The 18,766-nt window shown below is 58.0% G+C and carries 18 protein-coding genes; 5 read left to right on the top strand and 13 right to left on the bottom strand.

Translation table 11 applies throughout. The features are described from left to right. Nucleotides 1-64: 64 nt before the first annotated feature. Complete coding sequence (locus RA21_RS07525; protein WP_039147603.1) at nucleotides 65-910, bottom strand: ABC transporter substrate-binding protein; 846 nt, start codon at nucleotides 908-910, stop codon at nucleotides 65-67. Continuing rightward, entirely contained in the window at nucleotides 907-1,887 is a 981-nt protein-coding gene (gene pip, locus RA21_RS07520; protein ID WP_019295270.1) for a prolyl aminopeptidase, read from the bottom strand. The genes RA21_RS07525 and pip overlap by 4 nt, the downstream gene beginning before the upstream one ends. A 50-nt stretch (nucleotides 1,888-1,937) precedes the next feature. Here pip and ubiG point away from each other — a divergent pair, with 50 nt between their 5' ends. Further along, nucleotides 1,938-2,684, top strand: coding sequence for a bifunctional 2-polyprenyl-6-hydroxyphenol methylase/3-demethylubiquinol 3-O-methyltransferase UbiG (gene ubiG, locus RA21_RS07515; RefSeq protein ID WP_039147601.1), 747 nt, complete (start codon nucleotides 1,938-1,940; stop codon nucleotides 2,682-2,684). 313 nt (nucleotides 2,685-2,997) lie between these two features. Here the strand turns inward: ubiG and RA21_RS07510 are convergent, their stop codons facing one another. From RA21_RS07510 to RA21_RS07495, 4 genes are all read right to left on the bottom strand, one after another. Then, nucleotides 2,998-3,438, bottom strand: coding sequence for a MarR family winged helix-turn-helix transcriptional regulator (locus tag RA21_RS07510; protein WP_019295272.1), 441 nt, complete (start codon nucleotides 3,436-3,438; stop codon nucleotides 2,998-3,000). Then, entirely contained in the window at nucleotides 3,438-4,268 is an 831-nt protein-coding gene (locus RA21_RS07505) for a carbon-nitrogen hydrolase family protein (RefSeq protein WP_019295273.1), read from the bottom strand. Before RA21_RS07505 ends, RA21_RS07510 begins: the two co-directional genes overlap by 1 nt. Nucleotides 4,269-4,283: 15 nt before the next feature. Next, nucleotides 4,284-4,541 carry a glutaredoxin 3 gene (gene grxC / locus RA21_RS07500; RefSeq protein WP_019295274.1) on the bottom strand — a complete coding sequence of 86 codons (258 nt, stop codon included), beginning with the start codon at nucleotides 4,539-4,541 and terminating at the stop codon, nucleotides 4,284-4,286. An 82-nt stretch (nucleotides 4,542-4,623) separates the two neighbouring features. After that, nucleotides 4,624-5,352 carry a ComF family protein gene (locus RA21_RS07495; protein WP_039147599.1) on the bottom strand — a complete coding sequence of 243 codons (729 nt, stop codon included), beginning with the start codon at nucleotides 5,350-5,352 and terminating at the stop codon, nucleotides 4,624-4,626. A gap of 13 nt (nucleotides 5,353-5,365) precedes the next feature. Here RA21_RS07495 and RA21_RS07490 point away from each other — a divergent pair, with 13 nt between their 5' ends. The 3 genes from RA21_RS07490 to RA21_RS07480 all read left to right on the top strand — a co-directional run bounded on the left by RA21_RS07490 (nucleotide 5,366) and on the right by RA21_RS07480 (nucleotide 10,430). Continuing rightward, nucleotides 5,366-6,181, top strand: coding sequence for a methyltransferase domain-containing protein (locus RA21_RS07490; protein ID WP_019295276.1), 816 nt, complete (start codon nucleotides 5,366-5,368; stop codon nucleotides 6,179-6,181). A 108-nt stretch (nucleotides 6,182-6,289) separates the two neighbouring features. Then, entirely contained in the window at nucleotides 6,290-7,351 is a 1,062-nt protein-coding gene (hemH, locus tag RA21_RS07485; RefSeq protein WP_039147596.1) for a ferrochelatase, read from the top strand. Between the two features lie 70 nt (nucleotides 7,352-7,421). Then, nucleotides 7,422-10,430: an aminotransferase class III-fold pyridoxal phosphate-dependent enzyme gene (locus RA21_RS07480; RefSeq protein ID WP_039147594.1), complete on the top strand. Its 3,009-nt coding sequence runs from the start codon at nucleotides 7,422-7,424 to the stop codon at nucleotides 10,428-10,430. A gap of 81 nt (nucleotides 10,431-10,511) precedes the next feature. Here the strand turns inward: RA21_RS07480 and RA21_RS07475 are convergent, their stop codons facing one another. After that, the gene (locus tag RA21_RS07475; protein WP_019295279.1) at nucleotides 10,512-10,694 is read right to left on the bottom strand and encodes a hypothetical protein; all 183 of its coding nucleotides are present in this window, start codon (nucleotides 10,692-10,694) and stop codon (nucleotides 10,512-10,514) included. A 138-nt stretch (nucleotides 10,695-10,832) separates the two neighbouring features. Continuing rightward, on the bottom strand, nucleotides 10,833-11,450 hold the full coding sequence (locus RA21_RS07470) for a L,D-transpeptidase (protein WP_029204727.1): 618 nt from the start codon (nucleotides 11,448-11,450) through the stop codon (nucleotides 10,833-10,835). A 170-nt stretch (nucleotides 11,451-11,620) separates the two neighbouring features. Between RA21_RS07470 and RA21_RS07465 the strand changes: the two genes are divergently transcribed. Further along, the gene (locus RA21_RS07465; protein ID WP_029204728.1) at nucleotides 11,621-12,103 is read left to right on the top strand and encodes a CAP domain-containing protein; all 483 of its coding nucleotides are present in this window, start codon (nucleotides 11,621-11,623) and stop codon (nucleotides 12,101-12,103) included. Nucleotides 12,104-12,207: 104 nt separating this feature from the next. On the opposite strand, the gene RA21_RS07460 is transcribed toward RA21_RS07465, so the two are convergent. The 5 genes from RA21_RS07460 to RA21_RS07440 all read right to left on the bottom strand — a co-directional run bounded on the left by RA21_RS07460 (nucleotide 12,208) and on the right by RA21_RS07440 (nucleotide 18,597). Next, nucleotides 12,208-12,735, bottom strand: a complete 528-nt coding sequence (locus tag RA21_RS07460) for a L,D-transpeptidase family protein (protein WP_019295282.1) — start codon at nucleotides 12,733-12,735, stop codon at nucleotides 12,208-12,210. Between the two features lie 66 nt (nucleotides 12,736-12,801). Continuing rightward, nucleotides 12,802-13,611: an ion transporter gene (locus RA21_RS07455; protein WP_019295283.1), complete on the bottom strand. Its 810-nt coding sequence runs from the start codon at nucleotides 13,609-13,611 to the stop codon at nucleotides 12,802-12,804. A gap of 1 nt (nucleotide 13,612) precedes the next feature. After that, nucleotides 13,613-14,860, bottom strand: coding sequence for a class I SAM-dependent RNA methyltransferase (locus tag RA21_RS07450; protein WP_039147593.1), 1,248 nt, complete (start codon nucleotides 14,858-14,860; stop codon nucleotides 13,613-13,615). Between the two features lie 54 nt (nucleotides 14,861-14,914). Beyond that, the gene (locus RA21_RS07445) at nucleotides 14,915-16,762 is read right to left on the bottom strand and encodes an ABC transporter ATP-binding protein (RefSeq protein WP_039147591.1); all 1,848 of its coding nucleotides are present in this window, start codon (nucleotides 16,760-16,762) and stop codon (nucleotides 14,915-14,917) included. Beyond that, entirely contained in the window at nucleotides 16,759-18,597 is a 1,839-nt protein-coding gene (locus RA21_RS07440) for an ABC transporter ATP-binding protein (RefSeq protein ID WP_039147589.1), read from the bottom strand. The genes RA21_RS07445 and RA21_RS07440 overlap by 4 nt, the downstream gene beginning before the upstream one ends. Nucleotides 18,598-18,766: the final 169 nt, after the last annotated feature.

Below are 18,766 nucleotides of genomic sequence, written 5' to 3'. Positions count from 1 at the left end.
AAGGCATATAGGCGGGATTGGGGAAAACTGCAAGGCTTGTGTTGTGCAGAGCCTCCCGGTGGCCTTACAGCCGCCACCACCGTTCTGCAATGCGGCCATCGTCCAGTGGTGCGCGCTGGCCCACCTTTCGTGGAATACCGACATCGTGTCGTGCCGCCAAAGCCATGTCTTTGGAGGACGGATGATACAGAAACTCACCGCGCTTCAGCAGGCCGCGCGGTTCCGGCAGGGCCGCCACATCGACATAACCGTCGCGCAGAGCCTCAGCACGGACCAAAGCATCCGGAATCACGATGATTTCCACCGTGTCTGCCCAGCCCGCTGTGCTGCCTTTATAATGCCCTGCCACTTTGGACGCGCGGAAGTGGCGGTCTTCTTGAGCACGTTCAACGCGGTAGCAGCCGGTTCCAACCGCTTCATCAAGCGCGGCAGGCATTTCTCCGCCCGGAGCTATATAGTGATCAGCACTGGCCAGCAAATATGGCAGATGCGGATTGGGCTGTGCCAGTTCCAGCAGCAATTGATGACCGCCTAACGCGGTAACAGCCCGTAGGTCTGCACCGGTTACGCCCAGCGCATCAAGCGAGGCCGCGGCATCTTCCGCTGTCAACTGTATGCCATCGTGGAAAGTGACATCTTCTCGCAGATCAAGGGTCCAGGCGCGTGCATCCGGCGCGGATTGCCAGCTGGTTGCAAGCTCGCCGCGCAGGAGCCCGTCAGGCGCGATTTCAGTCAGCGTTTCATAGACCGCGCCGCGGGCGGCCTGCTCCAGCATGCCGCCCTCACGCGGAACCGCCAGGCGCAGCACGCCGCCAGCCTTGGGTGACGCATGAACCGAACCGCCAGCCGCCGCCAGCAAGGCAGCAGCAGCACCAGAGGTGAACAGCGCGCGGCGGTCGATGCGCGTCATGGCACAAGCTCTCCTGCAATCCGGTCCATCGCCCGGACCAGTTCTGCGCTGATTCCCGGCTCGGACAGAGCATGGCCGGCATTGCGCACCATCTTCAACTCCGCATTTGGCCACAGCTCGTTCAGGCGCCAGGCGGAGGACGGCGGGCAGATCATGTCATAACGTCCCTGTACGATCACACCGGGAATATGTGAAATCCGCCCCATGCTGGCGAGAATTTGGCCGTCGTAGTCAAGGAAACCGCCGTTGCTGAAATAGTGGTTTTCCAGCCGGGCAAACGCGCGCGCATAATCGCCGGGGCTTTCACCGCACTGACCGTTTGAATGGACGGAGGCCAAGGCGTTCTCCCAAGCGGACCAGGCCCGGCCATAGCGCACTTCTTCCTCCAGATTGCCCGAGAATAAGCGCTTTTTGTATGCCGCAATCATGTCGCCGCGCTCTGCGTCCGGAATCAGCGAGACAAACTTAGCCCAGGTCTCTGGCCAGAATTTTCCCGCTCCGCCGCCATAGAACCAGTCCAGCTCCGCCTTGGTCATCAGAAAGACACCGCGCAGGATGACTTGCTGCACCCGGTCCGGATGGGTCTGGGCATAGATCAGCGCAAGGGTTGCCCCCCAACTGCCGCCGAACAGGATCCAAGCGTCAATTCCCAGCTGGGTTCGAATCAACTCCATATCGGCAACTAGATGCCATGTGGTGTTGTTCTCGCAGGAAGCATAGGGGCGCGAGCGGCCGCATCCGCGCTGGTCGAACAGGATGATTCGAAAGACATGCGGATCAAAATAGCGCCGCATCGCCGGGCTGCTGCCCCCGCCGGGCCCGCCATGACAAACGATCACCGGAATTCCATTCGGATTGCCGCTTTGTTCCGCATAGATGCGGTGGCCCTGGCCTGCGTCGATCATACGCTGGTCAAAAGGCTCAACCGGCGGGTAAAGATAATGCACAGCGCGCTTTTGATCCGGGTATCTATCCATTACTGACCTTAGTGAAACGTCACACTACAAAAGAGCACACGGAGACAGGAATGCAAGCGCCTCAATCCACGGTCGACCCTGCGGAAATCGCCAAATTCGAGGCGATGGCGGCAGAGTGGTGGGATCCGAACGGCAAGTTCAAGCCACTGCATATGCTGAACCCGTGCAGACTCGACTACATAACCAGCCAGATCGCCGGCGAGTTTGGCCGCGACCTGACGTCACAGCGCCCTTTCGAAGGGCTGCGGCTATTGGACATTGGCTGCGGTGGCGGGCTGCTGAGCGAACCCATGGCAAGGCTGGGAGCGAAAGTGGTTGGCGCAGATGCCGCTGAAGGCAACCTGCCAGTCGCCCGCATTCATGCAGAGCAATCCGGACTGGAAATCGATTACCTCCACACCACCGCCGAAGCGCTAGCCGAAGCCGGCGAGCAATTCGACGTGGTACTGAATATGGAAGTTGTCGAGCATGTTGCCGATCCGCTCAGCTACCTGACCGCCACGCAGAAACTTCTGAAACCTGGCGGTTTGGAAATCTGCTCGACCATCAACCGAAACCCCAAGAGTTTCGCCATGGCAATTGTCGGAGCCGAAGTAATCATGCGCTGGCTGCCGCGCGGCACCCATGAATGGTCCAAATTCATCACTCCCGACGAACTGTTCGAATTGTTGCACAAGGCCGGGCTGAAGCCGGTAGACCGCAAGGGGTTCGTATTCAACCCAATAACCTGGAATTGGTCAATTTCTGAGCGGGACTTGTCGGTGAACTATGTAACCGCCAGCGTAAAGCCTGATTGAAGAATCAGCCTGAATTTCCGTTGATACTGCCATCTATCCGAAAGGATAGGTGGTAATCCCTATGCGCACTTTTTCGCTTATCCACTGCTTGTTATCGTCAGATTGCGGAATTGGAATATTTCGCTTCGCTACAGGGGTGCAAGCTCCTGAATCGAGTGAATGCTTGCCACTGCAATGATGGTGGGTCCGCCCAAAGGTTACCGGAACCGCCACTCACGGACTGATGGGGACTGATGGGGAGGAAAGGCGCCTGCTAGCGGGCGTCTTTCTTTTTACTTTAAGGTCAAAATGTTTAGGAGGACGGCTATTTCGCTCAGCCGCTCTCTTCCAGTTTACCGCGAAGCTCACGCAGAATTGGCAGCGTGGCGCGGACCCGGTCGCTGCCCAGCTCCCCCACCACTTCCGAAATCACAGGAATGATACCCGCCAGGGCTGCATCCCGGGCTTGTTTTCCTGCTGGGCTGATAGCAACCATCTTTCGCCGCGCGTCATCCCAGTCGGGGCGGACGTGGATATAGCCTGCCACTTCCAGCTTGTTCAAGGTGTTGGTCATTGCGCCGCGTGTCACGTGAAACGCTTTGGCCAGCTGTGCAGGCGACCGTTCCAGCCCGGCTCGGGCCAGATGGTTCAACACAGAGAAATGCGACAGCTCCATCCCCTTGGGCAGCACTTTGCTGAGGCGTGACCGGGCCAGCTGGTCAGCCATCAAAATTTCGCTGAACAGCGATACTGCCAGGGAATGGGTTTCGTCCATCAGGGTCCGTCGAACTCCCGGTCATGAGTTAAAGAAGGCACACGCTTGCGCGCTTCTGCCACTTTTTCCATGTCGAGATCAACGTAAGTCACGCCTGGTTCCTGACCTGCATCCGCCAGAATTTCACCCCATGGAGCAACTGCCAGTGAATGGCCAAAGGTCTTGCGGCTCGGCCCCCTGGAGGCCGGGTGCTTGCCGGTTTGTGCGGGCGCCAACACAAAACAGCCGGTTTCTATGGCACGGGCGCGCAACAGAGAATGCCAATGCGCAGCTCCAGTCACATAGGAAAAGGCGGCGGGAGCAGTGACAATCTGTGCTCCTCCCTTGGCCAAAGCGCGATGCAGATGCGGGAAGCGCACATCATAACAGATGGTCATGCCAATTTTGGCAAAAGGCGTTTCCGCCACCACTGCCTTGGTTCCAGGACGGTATCCATCTGACTCGCGATACGTTTCTTCTGGGGTGACCTCCACATCGAACATGTGAATCTTATCGTAACGCCCCTTGATTTCGCCCTCCGGCGAAATCAGGAACTGGCGGTTGGCAAAACGGCCGTCATCGTCATGTGTCTTGATTCCCAGCGATCCGAGCAGCAACCACACGCCATGCCTAGCCGCTTCTTCCTGCAAGGCCGCCAGAGTTGGATCATCCTCCTCGTGGCACAGCACACCATTCTGATGCGTCCGGCTGCCTGACAGGCAGTTAGTAACTTCTGGCGTCAGTACAAAGCCCGCCCCGCCGCGCACAGCTTCCGCCATCAATGCCTTCACCGTTTCCAGATTTTCAGCCGGAATATCAGTAGATGTCATCTGAAGCAGAGCAGCGCGCATATAATTTCTCCGGTTTTAAGCCGCCAGCAACGGGTCAAGTTTACCCGCTTGCTCAAGAGCATAAAGGTCGTCACAACCGCCGACGTGCGTGTCGCCGATAAAGATCTGCGGCACGGTGCGGCCGCCATTGGCACGCTGGATCATCTCTGCCTTGCGTCCCGGCTGCGCCAGCACATTGATTTCCGAAAAGGTAACACCTTTCTGGTTCAGCAGCCGCTTGGCCGCATGGCAGAAGCCGCAGAGCGGAGAGGTGTAGATTTCAACCGGTTTCATTCAGGACCCCATGTTCAGGTTTCGAAGGTTGTGGAGGAATTGGGCATTCATTGCAACAATTGCCAGTGGCCAACCCATGGCCTCACGCTTGCGTGACCCGGGCCAGCACCGCCACCCGCACCTCTGCCGCCCCCGCCTGCAAACAGGCATCGCTGCACGCGCTGAGAGTGGCTCCAGAGGTCATCACATCGTCTACAATCAGCACAATCCGTCCTTTGACCCTTTCTTTCCGGTCTTGCGGTACACCCACGGCTGATCCCAAGAGCCGGTAACGCTGGTCCCGGGTTTTCCCCTCCAGTGCAGGTGTACGCCGGATGCGCCGCAACAAATCAGGACAGTGATGCAAGTTCTTTCTGCGCGCCAATGCATCAGCCAGCAGGGCGGATTGGTTGTACTTTCGCTTCAGCAGCCGGGTCCAATGCAGTGGCACCGGGCAAATCAATGGATCCCCCTCCAGCAAAGGTTCTGCCGCCCGTTGCAGCCAGTTAGCAGCCGGAACGGCAATTTCCGTGCGGTCACCATGTTTTAGGGCTAACACCAGTTTGCGTCCCTGCCCCTCATAGAGCAAAGCAGACCGCCCTTGGCTCCAGGGCCGCGGATGGCGCAGGCAACTGTCGCACTCCAGGCGGAACCCGTCCGCTTCGCCTGGCAGCGGAGCGCCGCAGCCTTCACAAACCGTTCCACTGATGAAATACATATCTGCCCAGCAATTTGCACACAGCCCGAAGTCACTGCCAACCAGCCCGCCGCAACCCAGGCACTGGGACGGATAAATCAGCGAAACAGCAGTTTGAATCCAAGCCGGCAGCATCTAAATAGCACCCATGACACAAGCACCCATGCAGCTTTTCGACCGCCGCGCCCTGAACGCCCGCCGATCACGACGGCGGCCGGACGCCCTGTTCCTGCACCAGATGGCACGGGACGAAGCTGAGGATCGCCTGGGCTTGGTTAACAGAACCTTTACAGCACCGGCAGTGGTTTGCCCTTTCCCCGAAGTCTGGGAAGGTTTTCATCCACAAGCAAAGGTCGTTGCAGACGAGGATGTCCTCGACCTGAAGGAAGGCACGCATGATGTGGTGATCCACGCCATGTGCCTTCATTGGTCCAATGATCCTGTCGGGCAACTAATCCAATGCCGCCGCGCTTTGAAGGAAGACGGGCTGCTTCTGGTCATCCTGCTGGGCGGGCAGACCCTGCACGAACTGCGTGTTGCTATGGCCGAAGCCGAGACCGTTGTTCTGGGCGGTCTTTCGCCACGCATTGCGCCGATGGGCGAGATCCGCGATCTGGGCGGCCTGCTGCAACGTGCGGGTTTCGCCCTGCCGGTTGCTGATTTGGTGCCGCTGACAGCCGAATACCGCGACCTGACCCACCTGGTCCACGACCTGCGCGGTATGGGAGAGACCAACACGCTCGCCCAACGCTTGAAACGTACTCCTCCGCGCGGCCTCTTCCACCTCGCCGATCACATCTACCGGGAGCATTTCGCCAACGCCGAAGGCCGCCTGCCCGCGACGTTCGAACTTGTCTGCCTGACCGGCTGGTCGCCATCGGACAACCAGCAGAAACCCCTGCGCCCTGGTTCAGCCCAGATGCGTCTGGCCGACGCGCTCAAGGTGCCTGAATCAAAGCTCTAGCCTTGATTGGACAAAGCTATTGCTGCGCCAATGTGATCCAATTGGCCTTCCGCGCGTAAACACAGTAGTTATCCGCCAACAAAAATCTCAGCCGCACAGGACCTGCCCATGCTGGACGCCGCCCGGACCGCCAAATGCCCTGCCCACGCCCCAGCCGATCACCCCAGGATCCCGGCAGAAAAAGTCGGCATCCTGCTGGCCAACCTCGGCACTCCGGATGATTACTCCTACTGGCCAATGCGCCGGTATCTGAGTGAGTTCCTGTCTGACAAGCGGGTCATCGACTATCCGTCATGGAAATGGCAGCCGCTTTTGCAGCTAATCATCCTGACCAAACGTCCGTTCTCTTCCGGTGCGGCCTATAAATCGATCTGGAATCACGACACGGGCGAAAGCCCTCTGATGACCATCACCAAGGACCAGACCACCAAGATGGCGGAGGTGATGAAGGCGCGTTACGGCGATCAGGTTATGGTCGATTTCTGCATGCGCTACGGCAATCCCTCCACCAAGTCCAAGGTGCGGCAGATGGTTGAGGCAGGCTGTCAGAAGATCCTGTTTGTCCCGCTCTATCCGCAATATGCTGGCGCGACCTCCGGCACCGCAAACGATCAGTTTTTCCGTGCTTTGATGGAGGAACCTTGGCAGCCTGCCGCGCGCACGATCGCTCCCTATTTCGATCAGCCCGCCTATATCGATGCTTTGGCGCGCTCGGTGGAAGAAGCATATGCCAAAGCCGGGAAACGCCCGGATATTCTGGTAGTTTCCTATCACGGGATGCCAAAGCGGTATCTGATGCAGGGGGACCCGTATCACTGCCAGTGCCAGAAAACGACTCGGTTGCTGAAGGAGCGGCTTGGGTGGGACGACACCCAAATCACCAGCACTTTCCAGTCCGTTTTCGGACCCGAGGAATGGCTTAAACCCTACACAGTGGACCACGTCGCCACGCTTGCCAAGGAAGGCAAGAAGAGCATCGCAGTAATTGCACCGGCCTTCTCTGCGGACTGCATCGAGACACTGGAAGAAATCAACGAAGAGATCCGCGAGAGCTTTGAGCACGCTGGCGGGCAAGACTTCCTCTATATCCCCTGCCTCAATGACGATGACGATCACGTTGCGGCACTGGCAGATGTGATTGAGGAAAACCTGAAAGGCTGGCTGGACTAACCGTCCGCCTCAGTCCAAAAAGTATCCAATATTCAATTTCCGGCCCAACCGGAAAACTGGGAGATATTGGATGACGCTTGCGCATTGGGCCAAAGCCCTCCGGGAGCACTGGGGCATTGAGGCGGAACTGACCCGCCTGGACGGGGAATACGACCTGAACTTCCTGGCCACGGGGCAGGATGGCCAAGGCTATATCCTCAAGGCCATGCGCCCCGGCTGCGAAGAATGGCTGGTTGATATGCAAGTGAAGGCGCTTGAGCATATCCAGGAATGCCAGCCAGACCTGCCCTGCCCGCGGGTCATTGCCTCTCTTTCCCGGCGATCCCTGCTAACCCTTCCGGATGAAGATGGGCAGAACCGGCTGGTCTGGCTGCTGAACAAGTTGCCGGGGCGCTGCTATGCCAAGGCGGAGCCCAAAAGCGATATGCTGATCCATGAAATCGGCCAGACGCTGGGCGGCACTGCAAAAGCTTTGACGGACTTCCACCATGAAGGCTTGGAACGCAACTTCAAGTGGGACCTGATGCGCGCCGGCTGGATTACAGCTCAGCTCTCCTGCATCAAAGACCCCGCGCGCCATGCAATTCTTGAAGAAATATCCGCAGAATTTTCAAAGTTAGAGCCTGCTTTGGCAGAGTTATCCAAGCAAGCCATCCACAATGACGCCAATGACTACAACATCATGGTAGCAGGCGAATTGAACGAACCGCGGCGGGTATCCGGCCTGATCGACCTTGGCGACATGTGCGCGGCGCCGCGCATCTGCGATCTGGCAATTGCCGCGGCCTACATCGTATTGGATCACCCGGCACCGGAGGCCGCTCTTGCGTCACTGGTCGCGGGTTACCACGAGGCCTATCCGCTGACCACCGCCGAGGTCGACATGGTCTGGAAGCTGCTTCGGATGCGGCTGGCGGTAAGCGTGGTGAACTCCACTCTCATGGCCGCGGAAAACCCGGATGATCCTTATGTGACAGTTTCCCAAGCGCCAGCCTGGCGGTTTCTGGAGAGCAATACGCTACATGGCGGGTTGCTGAATGCCCGGCTGCGCGCTGCCTGCGGCCTGCCGGTGGTTGAGGGTGCGGACCGTGTGGTGGCCTGGCTCAAGCAGGAAAACGGAAGTTTCGCCCCGCTGATGGGGGAAGACTTGGCAGATGCGCCGATGGGGACGCTGTCAGTTGAAGAGTCTACCTGGCCGCAAAACCCTTTCCACTTGCCCTTCGAAGAGGCCGCCAAGGTCGGCGAAGAGTTTGAGGATAATGGACGCATCTGGCTAGGCTACTACCACGAGCCGCGGCTTATTTATACGGACCCAGCCTTCCGCAAAGGTCCGTGGAAAGCCAGCAACCGCCGGACGGTGCATCTGGCGGTGGACGCTTTTGCTCCGGCAGGCAAGGCGATGTTCGCGCCGTTACGCGGCACAGTGTTTGTTGCTGAGTACCGCAAGGGGCATCTGGATTATGGTGGGGTGATCATCCTGAGGCATGAAACGCCCGACGGCGATTCGTTCTATACCCTTTATGGCCATCTGGACCCCGAATTCTTGACTCGTTTGAAATCTGGCGATGTCGTCGAGAAAGGTGAAGAATTTTGCCGCCTTGGCGACCCCAGCCAAAACGGCGGCTGGGCGCCGCATGTCCATTTCCAACTGGCCTTGACCACTGAAGGAATCGAAGCCGACTGGCCCGGTGTCGGTGATCCGGACGAAATGTACCTGTGGCGCGCGCTTTGCCCGAACCCGGCTGCGCTGCTTAATCTGCCGGAAGAAAAGGTTCTTTTTCAGCCTACCAGCAAGGAAGAAGTTCTATCAGAACGCCGCTCACATTTCGGCGGCAACCTGAGCCTGACATACAAAGACCCCGTCATGCTAGTGCGCGGCTGGAAGCACCATCTGTTTGACGAATGGGGGCGACCGTATCTGGATGCTTACAACAACGTGCCGCATGTAGGCCACGCCCATCCCCGCATCCAGGCAGTTGCCGCCGACCAGTTGAAGCGGATGAACTCAAACACACGCTATCTGCACCCCGCCCAGACGGCCTTTGCCAAAAAAGTTCTGTCCAAGCTGCCGGATCAATTCGAGGTCTGTTTCTTCGTAAACTCCGGGACAGAGGCGAACGAGCTAGCCCTGCGCTTGGCCCGCGCGCATACCGGCGCCAAGGGTATGGTGACGCCGGATCACGGCTATCATGGCAACACCACCGGTGCGATCAGCATTTCAGCCTACAAATTCAACAAACCCGGGGGAACCGGTCAGGCAGACTGGGTAGAACTTGTTGAAGTTGCCGATGACTACCGCGGCTCCTTCCGCCGGGATGACCTGGACCGGGCGAAAAAATACGCCGGCCTCATAGATCCAGCGATCGCACGCCTCCAGGAGAGAGGGCACGGCGTTGCCGGCTTCATCGCAGAGACCTTTCCGTCAGTCGGTGGCCAAATCATTCCTCCCAAGGGGTATTTGGGTGCGGTTTATCAGAAGATTCGCGCTGCAGGCGGTGTCTGCATTGCCGATGAGGTGCAAACCGGATTGGGCAGACTCGGCGACTTCTACTTCGGGTTTGAACATCAAGGTGCCCTGCCTGATATCGTTGTGTTGGGCAAACCAATCGGCAACGGCCATCCCTTGGGCGTGCTTGTCACCACAAAAGAAGTTGCCGAAAGCTTCGACAACGGGATCGAGTTTTTCTCTACTTTTGGCGGTTCCACACTCTCTTGCCGGATTGGCAAAGAAGTTCTGGATATCGTTGATGACGAGGGACTTCAGGAAAACGCCCGTATCCAAGGCAAGCGGCTGTTTGAAGGCCTGAAGGAACTGGAACAGAAATATGCCTGCGTAGGTGACGTCCGTGGTATGGGGTTGTTTCTTGGGCTGGAACTTATCAATCTGGATGGCTCACAAGCCACAGAGATCTGCTCCTACGTTAAAAACCGGATGCGGGATCACCGCATCCTTATCGGCAGTGAAGGCCCCAAGGACAATACTCTGAAGATCCGGCCGCCAATGACTATTGATTCTGACGATACAGACATGATCGTCAAAATCTTGGATAACATTTTGCAGGAGGTGGAAGCGGTCTGACAGTCCCTCCGGCAATTCCTTCGGGCAACGAAAAAAGGCGGCGGGTTGCCCCACCGCCTTTTCTGTAACTGTGTATCGAAATTAGCTCGATGCAACAGCTGCGCCGACCAGAACCAGCAGCAGCAGCGGCAGCAGGATGCCGCTGGAAGAACCCTGAGCTTCTTCCACGATGACCGGCGGTTCAACAACCGGCTCGGACAGGTTGCCAGCGGTGGCAGTGGAAGCAGCAGCGGTCAGCGCAGCAGCGATAACGAGTTTTTTCATGTTAACCTCCAGAATTTGCGCGGATCAAACATCTGAACCGCGCACCCAAGACTTACCTCGTATTTTTTTCTAACCAGCAAAAACGCGGGATTGCAATTGCTTGTTATAGTTAACAGCTTAGCGCCCCGCTGCGTGTCGTCAAATTAGCAACACCTGAGTGCCGACTTTCGCCAAGCCGAACAGTTCGGCGATATGCTCATTGTAAAGGCCAATGCATCCGTTCGACGATTTGCGTCCGATTTTGCGCGTATCGTGGGTTCCGTGGATCCGGTAGTACTTCCAGCCCAGGTACAAAGCATGAGTGCCCAGCGGGTTATCCGGCCCCGGTGGAATATAGGCCGGCCATTCCGGGTTGCGCTTGCGCATATTGGGTGTTGGTGCCCAGCTAGGCCCCTCCACCTTGCGCACAACCTGCGTGCGGCCGCGGCGGGTCAGATCGTCTGACAGCGGCACGGAAGACGGGAACAGCTTGTAGGTGCCTTCATCTGGTGACCAATAGTGCAGCGCACGGCTGTCTATATCGACAAGTATCGCCCCATTGCGCAGGTTATCAAAATAGGGCCGCCAGGATTTAGCACGGAAAGCTGAGATATTGCGCTGAACCGGCGGCTCTGGCTCTGGCGGCGGGCGCAGGGGATCAAATGCCTGCTCCGCGGTATCGCCAGCCTCCTGCGCAAGCGCGGAGGAGGATATCAAAGCAGCACTGCCAGCAAGAAACTGCCTTCGGCTGAATATTTCAAAAGGTTTTCGGGGCATCACTTCTACCAACTTGCGCATTGAGGATCCAAGATTGAAGCATTTTATGGCCGGAAAGCCGCAGTCGCAAATCAATCCGGAAGCTTAGTCTGCATAATTCTGCCGGCCCGTTTGCACAGCTGCCACAGGAAGGATACATGCTTCAGCAACTGATGGAGCGAGAGAGCATTATGAATCGCGTTTTTCTGCTGATGGCAGCTGCAATTCTCACGGTGGCAGCCGCCTGTACCCCGTCATCGGAATCCGGCGGATCCTACCGCATCAGGAATGCGGACAAAGTGCAACTGCGGATGCTCGACTCGGTGAATGCACTGCGCCAGGCTTCAGGCGCTCAAAACGTGCAACTGAACGCTGAACTGACTGCCGCCGCAGCCACCCATTCCCGTGACATGTCGGTGCAGAACCGTCCTTGGCATTTCGGTTCAGACGGATCGTCGCCGCTGGACCGGGTTGCCCGTGCTGGCTACACGGGCACACTGCTGGGTGAAAACATATCCGAAACCTACGAGAATGAGCAGCAGACCCTGACTGCCTGGCTGGAAAGACCGGCCACTCGTGCAGTGATACTGGATCCCAAGGCCGTGAACATGGGCTTTTCTTGGTTCCAGGAGCCGAACGGCAAGATCTGGTGGACATTGGTTATGGCGAACTAAGCCACTACGCCGTGCTTTAGCGCAGCGTTTCGCTTGAAAACTGCACGAAAGGGAAAGGTCCGGCGCAACCGCAGCGGACCTTCACTTCTCATCATTGGCTCCGATCAGGGCCGCAGTGCGATAGTGGTGCCATCCTGTACCATCGCGTAAATCTCTTCGATTTCTTCATTGGTTACAGCGATGCAGCCAGCAGTCCAGTCGTCAACCCTGGCCGCTCGCTTGCGTTCCTTCGGGTTGTTCGGCTGCCCATGGATGAATATCTCTCCGCCAGGCCGCTTGCCATTGGCCTGCGCATGAGCGCGGTCTTGGTTGTTGGGATATGAGATGCCAACCGACAGATGGTACCGGCTGTTCGGGTTGCGCCGGTTGATCAAATAAGTGCCTTCCGGCGTCTTGCCATCACCCTCAAACTGCTTCGGCCCAAGCGGTGCAAAACCCAAATCGACCTTATATTCCCGCAGGATTTCGTCGTTGTTCATCAAGTACAGCTTGCGCGCACCTTTATTGATCACGATCGATGTGACTTGTGGACCGTTATAAGTCTTGAATCTGCTTACTGCTCCGCCTGTGGTGCTGCAGCCAGCCAGCGCAAGGCTTGCGGCGGCACCAATGCCAAATGCCCTTCTGTTCATTGTCCCAGCCTGTATTTTTCTTTTGCCTCTATTCAGGCTTTAGCGCGAAATTGCTGTTAAGGAAATTCACAATTTCCTGTCCTGGACCGTCTGACTGGACAGTTTTTGCTCGATCGCTTCCAGCCGGCTCAGCACCTCGTCCCGGTAAGCATCTGTGCGCTCACCTTCTTCTTCGCCGTGGGCATCCTGCATAGAGTTCACGATCAGGCCAACCAACAGGTTCACCACGGCAAAGGTCGTCACCATGATGAAAGGCACAAAGAATGCCCAGGCATGCGGATGCACTTCCATAACCGGACGCACAATGCCCATGGACCAGCTTTCAAGTGTCATGATCTGGAACAGCGAGTAGGCGCTGAGGCCAAGGTTCCCGAACCATTCCGGGAAGTCCTGGCCGAACAGCTTGGTCGCAATAACTGAGCCGATATAGAAGATGATCGCCATCAGCAAAAAGACCGAGCCCATCCCCGGCAGGGCGGTGATGAACCCTTCGACCACTCGGCGCAGCCGCGGCGCGACGGAGATCACCCTCAGCACACGCAGGATACGTAAAGCCCGCAGTACCGACAGGCCTTGTGTACCTGGCGCCAACGCAATGCCGACAATTGCGAAGTCAAACACATTCCATCCGCTCAGGAAGAACCGCAGCCGGCGCACCAAAAGCTTTGCCAGAATTTCAACGACAAAGATTGTCAGGCAAACTTTGTCAATCAGATGAATCAGCCCGCCAGCCTTTTCCATAACCGACGGAGCGGTTTCCAACCCAAGAGTAACGGCATTGACCAAAATGACAGCGGTTATGAAGCGGCCAAAGCGGCTGCTGTCCAGAATGGCTTCCATGCGTCGGGTCGGTGTCATCACTTGAATATCCGTCATTTCAGTCTTTCAGGGTAAACCTTGCGGCCAGCTCGGTATGGGCTGACCAGCGAAACTGGTCAACAACTTGAACCCAGTTCAAATCGTAGCCTGCTGAAACCAGTGTCTTGGCATCACGGGCAAAGCTAACCGGATTGCAGGATACATAAGCAATCAACGGCGTGCGCGCCTTAGTCAGTTGCGCTACCTGCGCTTCGGCACCGGCTCGAGGCGGATCAATCACCGCGGCGTCAAATACGGCACCAAAGGGGTTGAGGTCCTCTGGCAGCAAGGGATTACGAAACAGGTCGCGAGCTTCAGTACTGATTTTCTTCAGCCCTTTCCCCGCCCGCCAGCCCGCATCCAAGGCCTTTACCATATCCCGCTCGCCCTCAACCGCATGAACTTCTGCCGTTTGCGCAATCGGGAGAGAGAAGGTCCCGCAGCCGGCAAACAGGTCCACAACCCGCTTGGCGTCCTTGATGATTTCCAGAACCGCTGCCAGCAAAGCAGCTTCCCCTTCACGCGTTGCCTGCAGGAATGCGCCCGGCGGCGGGCAGACCAGTGCCGGGCCAAAGGGCTGCACGGGCGGCTGCTCCATCGCCACCGGCTCGTCATCCCAGGTCAGTCGCGCAATCCGGTGCTTTTCAGCCAGCTGCGCCAGTCCGATCCGCAGTGGGCCATCCAGCGGCTTGCCATTGCGAACCAGCATGTCGAGTCCCGCATCAGACGTAGTAACTGTCACAGCCAGCGGCGTCTTGCGGCTGGCTCCTGCAAGTGCCAATGCTTCTGCTACAGGAATGGCGGCCAGCAATTCAGGCTCCAGCAGCTGGCAATCCGGAATTTCCGTGATCACGTCTGATGCCTGGCCATAAAAACCGGCCATCGCCCCTTTTTTGGTCCGCCGTACCGACAAGGTGGCTCGACGGCGGGATCTGGGCGGTGATGTGTGTATAGGCCGGAAATCCGTCTCCAGACCTTGTGCTGACAGTGCATTGCGCACCACATCCGTTTTCCACTCTGCCACAAACGCATCGCTGGCGTGCTGCAGCTGGCATCCGCCGCAGGCCTTGTAATGTCGGCAGGGCGGTTGCACACGGTGTTCGGAAGGCGTTTCGATGCGGATATGTGTCAAACGGCTGCCATTGGCAATACCGCTGACTACCTCGCCCGGCAGTGTCCGAGGGGCAAACAATGGACCATCGGCCACACCATCACCCTGATGGCCCAGCCGGCTGATCGTTGCTTTGGTTCTGGCTGTGTCAGTCATGCGCGCTCATTACCCCGGCAATCCAGCCAGCAAAAGCAAAATGCGCTGGGAAGTTTATTCAGCTGCCGCTGTCCGCTCATCATCGGTGCAGATAAACCCGCCGGACTGGTGCGCCCAGAACGAGGCATAAAGACCACCCTTGGCCAGCAACTCTTGATGGCTGCCGCTTTCGGCGATCCGACCCTTGTCCATCACGACAATCCGGTCCATTTCGCTCAGCGTTGACAACCGGTGCGCAATGGCCAGAACCGTCTTGCCCTCCATGACCCGGTGCAGCGCAGCCTGTATTGAAACTTCAACCTCGGAATCCAGGGCCGAGGTCGCCTCATCCAGAACCAGGATCGGTGCGTCCTTGAGGATGGCGCGGGCCAGGGCAATCCGCTGCCGCTGCCCGCCAGAGAGTTTCACCCCGCGTTCGCCAAGATATGCATCATAGCCCGTACGGCCCTGACCATCTTCCAGTTCCGTGATGAACTCATGCGCTTCAGCCTTCTTGGCCGCGGCAATCAGATCTTCCTCAGACGCATCCGGCCGCCCATACAGGATATTTTCACGCGCAGACCGGTTGAACATTGCAGTCTCCTGCGTGACCATGCCGATCTGACTGCGCAAGGAATTTTGGGTAACCTCCGAGATCTCTTGCCCGTCGACAAAAATACGCCCGTTTTCTTCCTCATAGAGCCTGAGAAGAAGCGAAACGAGTGTCGACTTCCCAGCACCGGAAGCCCCGACAATGCCTAGTTTCTCCCCCGGATGAATGTGCAGGCTGATCCCCTGCACCCCGCCCACATCGCGGCCATAGGCGAATTCCACCTGATCAAAAACAATCCCGCCCTCTCGCACTTCCAGCGGTTTGGCTCCGGGCGCATCTTCCACCCTGTCGCGGACGGACAAAGTCTTCATGCCGTTTTCGATCTCTCCAATGTTGGAGTAGATCGCCATCAGCGTGAAGCTCACCCAGCCAGTCATCTGTGCAATCCGTATCGAAACCGCACCCGCAGCCACAATGTCGCCCTCGGTCGCGTTCCCCGACTGCCACAGGTGCAAGGTTGCTCCGATCAGCAGCACCGGCAGAATGCCTGCAAGGCACATCAGAAAGAACCGGAAGCTGGCAGAGAGATAGCCGAAGTGCAGCGATTTTTCACGAAACTCGACCATTGCATCCTGTGCAGTCCGTTCCTCATGGTCAGCATGGGCAAACAGCTTCACCGTCTTGATGTTGGTGATCGAATCGACGACCTGGCCGGTTACCATCGCCCGCGCCCCGGCCCGCTTTCCTGACCTCTTGCGGATTCTTGGCAGGAACCAGCGGATCAATGCGAAGTATCCCACCAGCCAAATCAGAAACACCCCAGTGATGCGCCAATCAATAGACCCTAACAAGGCCAAAGAGCCCGCAAGAGAGGCCAGCGCAAAGGCCACAACATTGATCACCTCAGTGGTCACGGAGGTCACGGCATTTGCCGTTTGCATCTGTTTCTGCGCTATCCGGCCTGCAAAATCATCGTCAAAGAACCGCACCGACTGGCCCAATGTCCATCGATTCAGCCGCGACAGAACCAGCGGGTTCACGTTCGGCTGCACCACAATGGCGTTGGAGGCTGCGGACAGGCCGAACAGCACCGGACGCACAAGCAGGAAAAAGCCCAGCGCCAATGCGATCACTGCCACATTACCAGCCGAAAAGAACTGTTCCGGCCCGCTGGCGATGGCGGTGTCGATGACCATGCCCAGGATAAAGGCGGTGCCCGCCTCCATCCCGCCTGCCAGTGCTGAAAAGGCCGCAGCCAGCAGCAGCATCGGCCAAGCGCCGGCCAGGCACCAGCGCAAGAAAGCTCCCAGCCGCTGCGGTGGCGGACCGTCTGCCGGGCGGAAGGCGTCGATCAGGTTGCCTATGGTCATTCTGCTGCCTCGATGTTCAGGAAGCCGCCGGACTGGCGCGCCCAAAGCTGTGCATAAAGCCCCTGCGCCTGCAATAGCGCCTCATGAGACCCTTCTTCAACTATACGGCCCTGATCCATCACCAGGATACGGTCCATCTGCGCGATGGTGGACAGCCGGTGTGCGATGGCGATCACCGTTTTGCCCTGCATCATGCCATACAGTGTCTCCTGAATCGCCGCTTCAACCTCTGAATCCAGTGCTGAGGTCGCCTCATCCAGAACCAGGATCGGCGCGTCCTTCAGGATCACCCGGGCCAGTGTCACCCGCTGACGCTGCCCACCGGACAGTTTGACGCCACGCTCGCCCACGTGGGCCTCATACCCCTTGCGCCCCTGCGGGTCCTCCAGATCCAGAATGAACTCATGCGCCTGCGCCTGTTTGGCAGCAGCTATCATCTGCTCCTCAGTGGCCTCCGGACGTCCGTACAGCAGGTTGTCCCGAACCGAGCGGTGCATCAGAGAGCTGTCCTGCTGCACCATGCCGATATGGCTGCGCAAGCTGTCCTGTGTCACACAGCGGATGTCCTGACCGTCGATCAGAATCTGTCCACTTTCGGCGTCGTAGAACCGCAAGAGCAGTTTGACCAGGGTTGATTTCCCGGCGCCGGAACGCCCGATCAGGCCTACCTTCTCCCCCGGCTGAATGACCAGGCTGATCCTGTCCAGCCCGCCAGCCTCACGCCCGTAGTGGTGCGAGAGGTTGCGCAACTCTATCTCCCCCTTTACCAGCTGCAGCGGCTCCGCATTGGCCGCATCCACCAGGTCGATCGGCTGCGCAATGGTCTCCATTCCCTCAGCCACAACACCCAGCTGCCGGAAAAAGGACGTCAGCGCCCACATGATCCAGCCGGTCATCGCATTCAGGCGCAGTGTCAGCGCCGTCGCTGCAGCAACCAGCCCAACCGAAGCAGAGCCTTGCATCCACAGCATCACGGCCCAGCCCACCACTCCGACAATCAGCAGCCCGTTCAGCGTAACCAGCGTGGCGTCCATGATGGTGAATATCCGCATCTCCGTCTGGAACGTCTTGCGGGTGTTCTCAATCGCATCGCGGGCATAGGTCAGTTCGCGGTTGTGATGGGCAAACATCTTGACCGAGTGGATGTTGGAATAGCTGTCGACCACCCGCCCTGTCACGGTCGAGCGTGCGTCGGAAGACGCTTGACTGGCCGGCCCGACCCGCTTGACCGTCCACAGTACCAAAACTGCGTAGAGGGCGAACCAAAGCGCCAGCGGCAGCATCAGCCGTATATCCGCGACCCACAGCAGAACTGCCGCGCCTACGAGATAGGCCAGCGAAAACGTGATTGCGTCAAATACCTGAAAGATCACCTCCCCCGCGGCAGGCGGGGTCTGCATGATCCGGTTGGCAATCCTCCCGGCAAAATCGTTCTCGAACCAGCCGACCGACTGGCGCAAAACATGCTTGTGCGCCCGCCAGCGGATCAGAGTGCCAAAATTCGGCAGAATCGCGTTGTTCAGCAGCGCGACATCCAGCAGCTGGATCAGCGGCCGCAGCAGCAGTATGAACAAGGCAACCAGGATAAGTTCAGTGCCATGCTCTTCCCACACTTCGGCCGGCGTGCCCGACATCAGGTCGACAATCCGGCCCATGTAGTAGATCAGCCCGACCTCAATCCCTGCGACCACAACCGACATCAGCGCAGTCAGGACAAAGATGGTTTTGAATGGCTTGGAATAGTCGCGCAAGAAAGGCCACAGCCGTGTCGGTGGCGTGTTGACTTCCGGGTAGGCGCAATAGGGGTCAATGAGATTTTCAAAATAGCGAAACATGCGGGTGCTCCAGGTGTTCGAGCAAATCGGAAAACAGATGCAGACTGCGGGTCGCCCAAGGCTCCCACGTCAAACGGGGCAAGGTCTCAGGCGTTAAAGAAACCAGATCCCGTAATACATCAGCATTCCTCCGTCATGTGGTGGCTGCCTCATGCGTACGCAAGATTTG

Origin of the sequence: Leisingera sp. ANG-DT, assembly GCF_000813785.1 — a bacterium.
GTDB lineage: Bacteria > Pseudomonadota > Alphaproteobacteria > Rhodobacterales > Rhodobacteraceae > Leisingera.
This window is presented reverse-complemented; position numbering and strand designations above follow the sequence as displayed.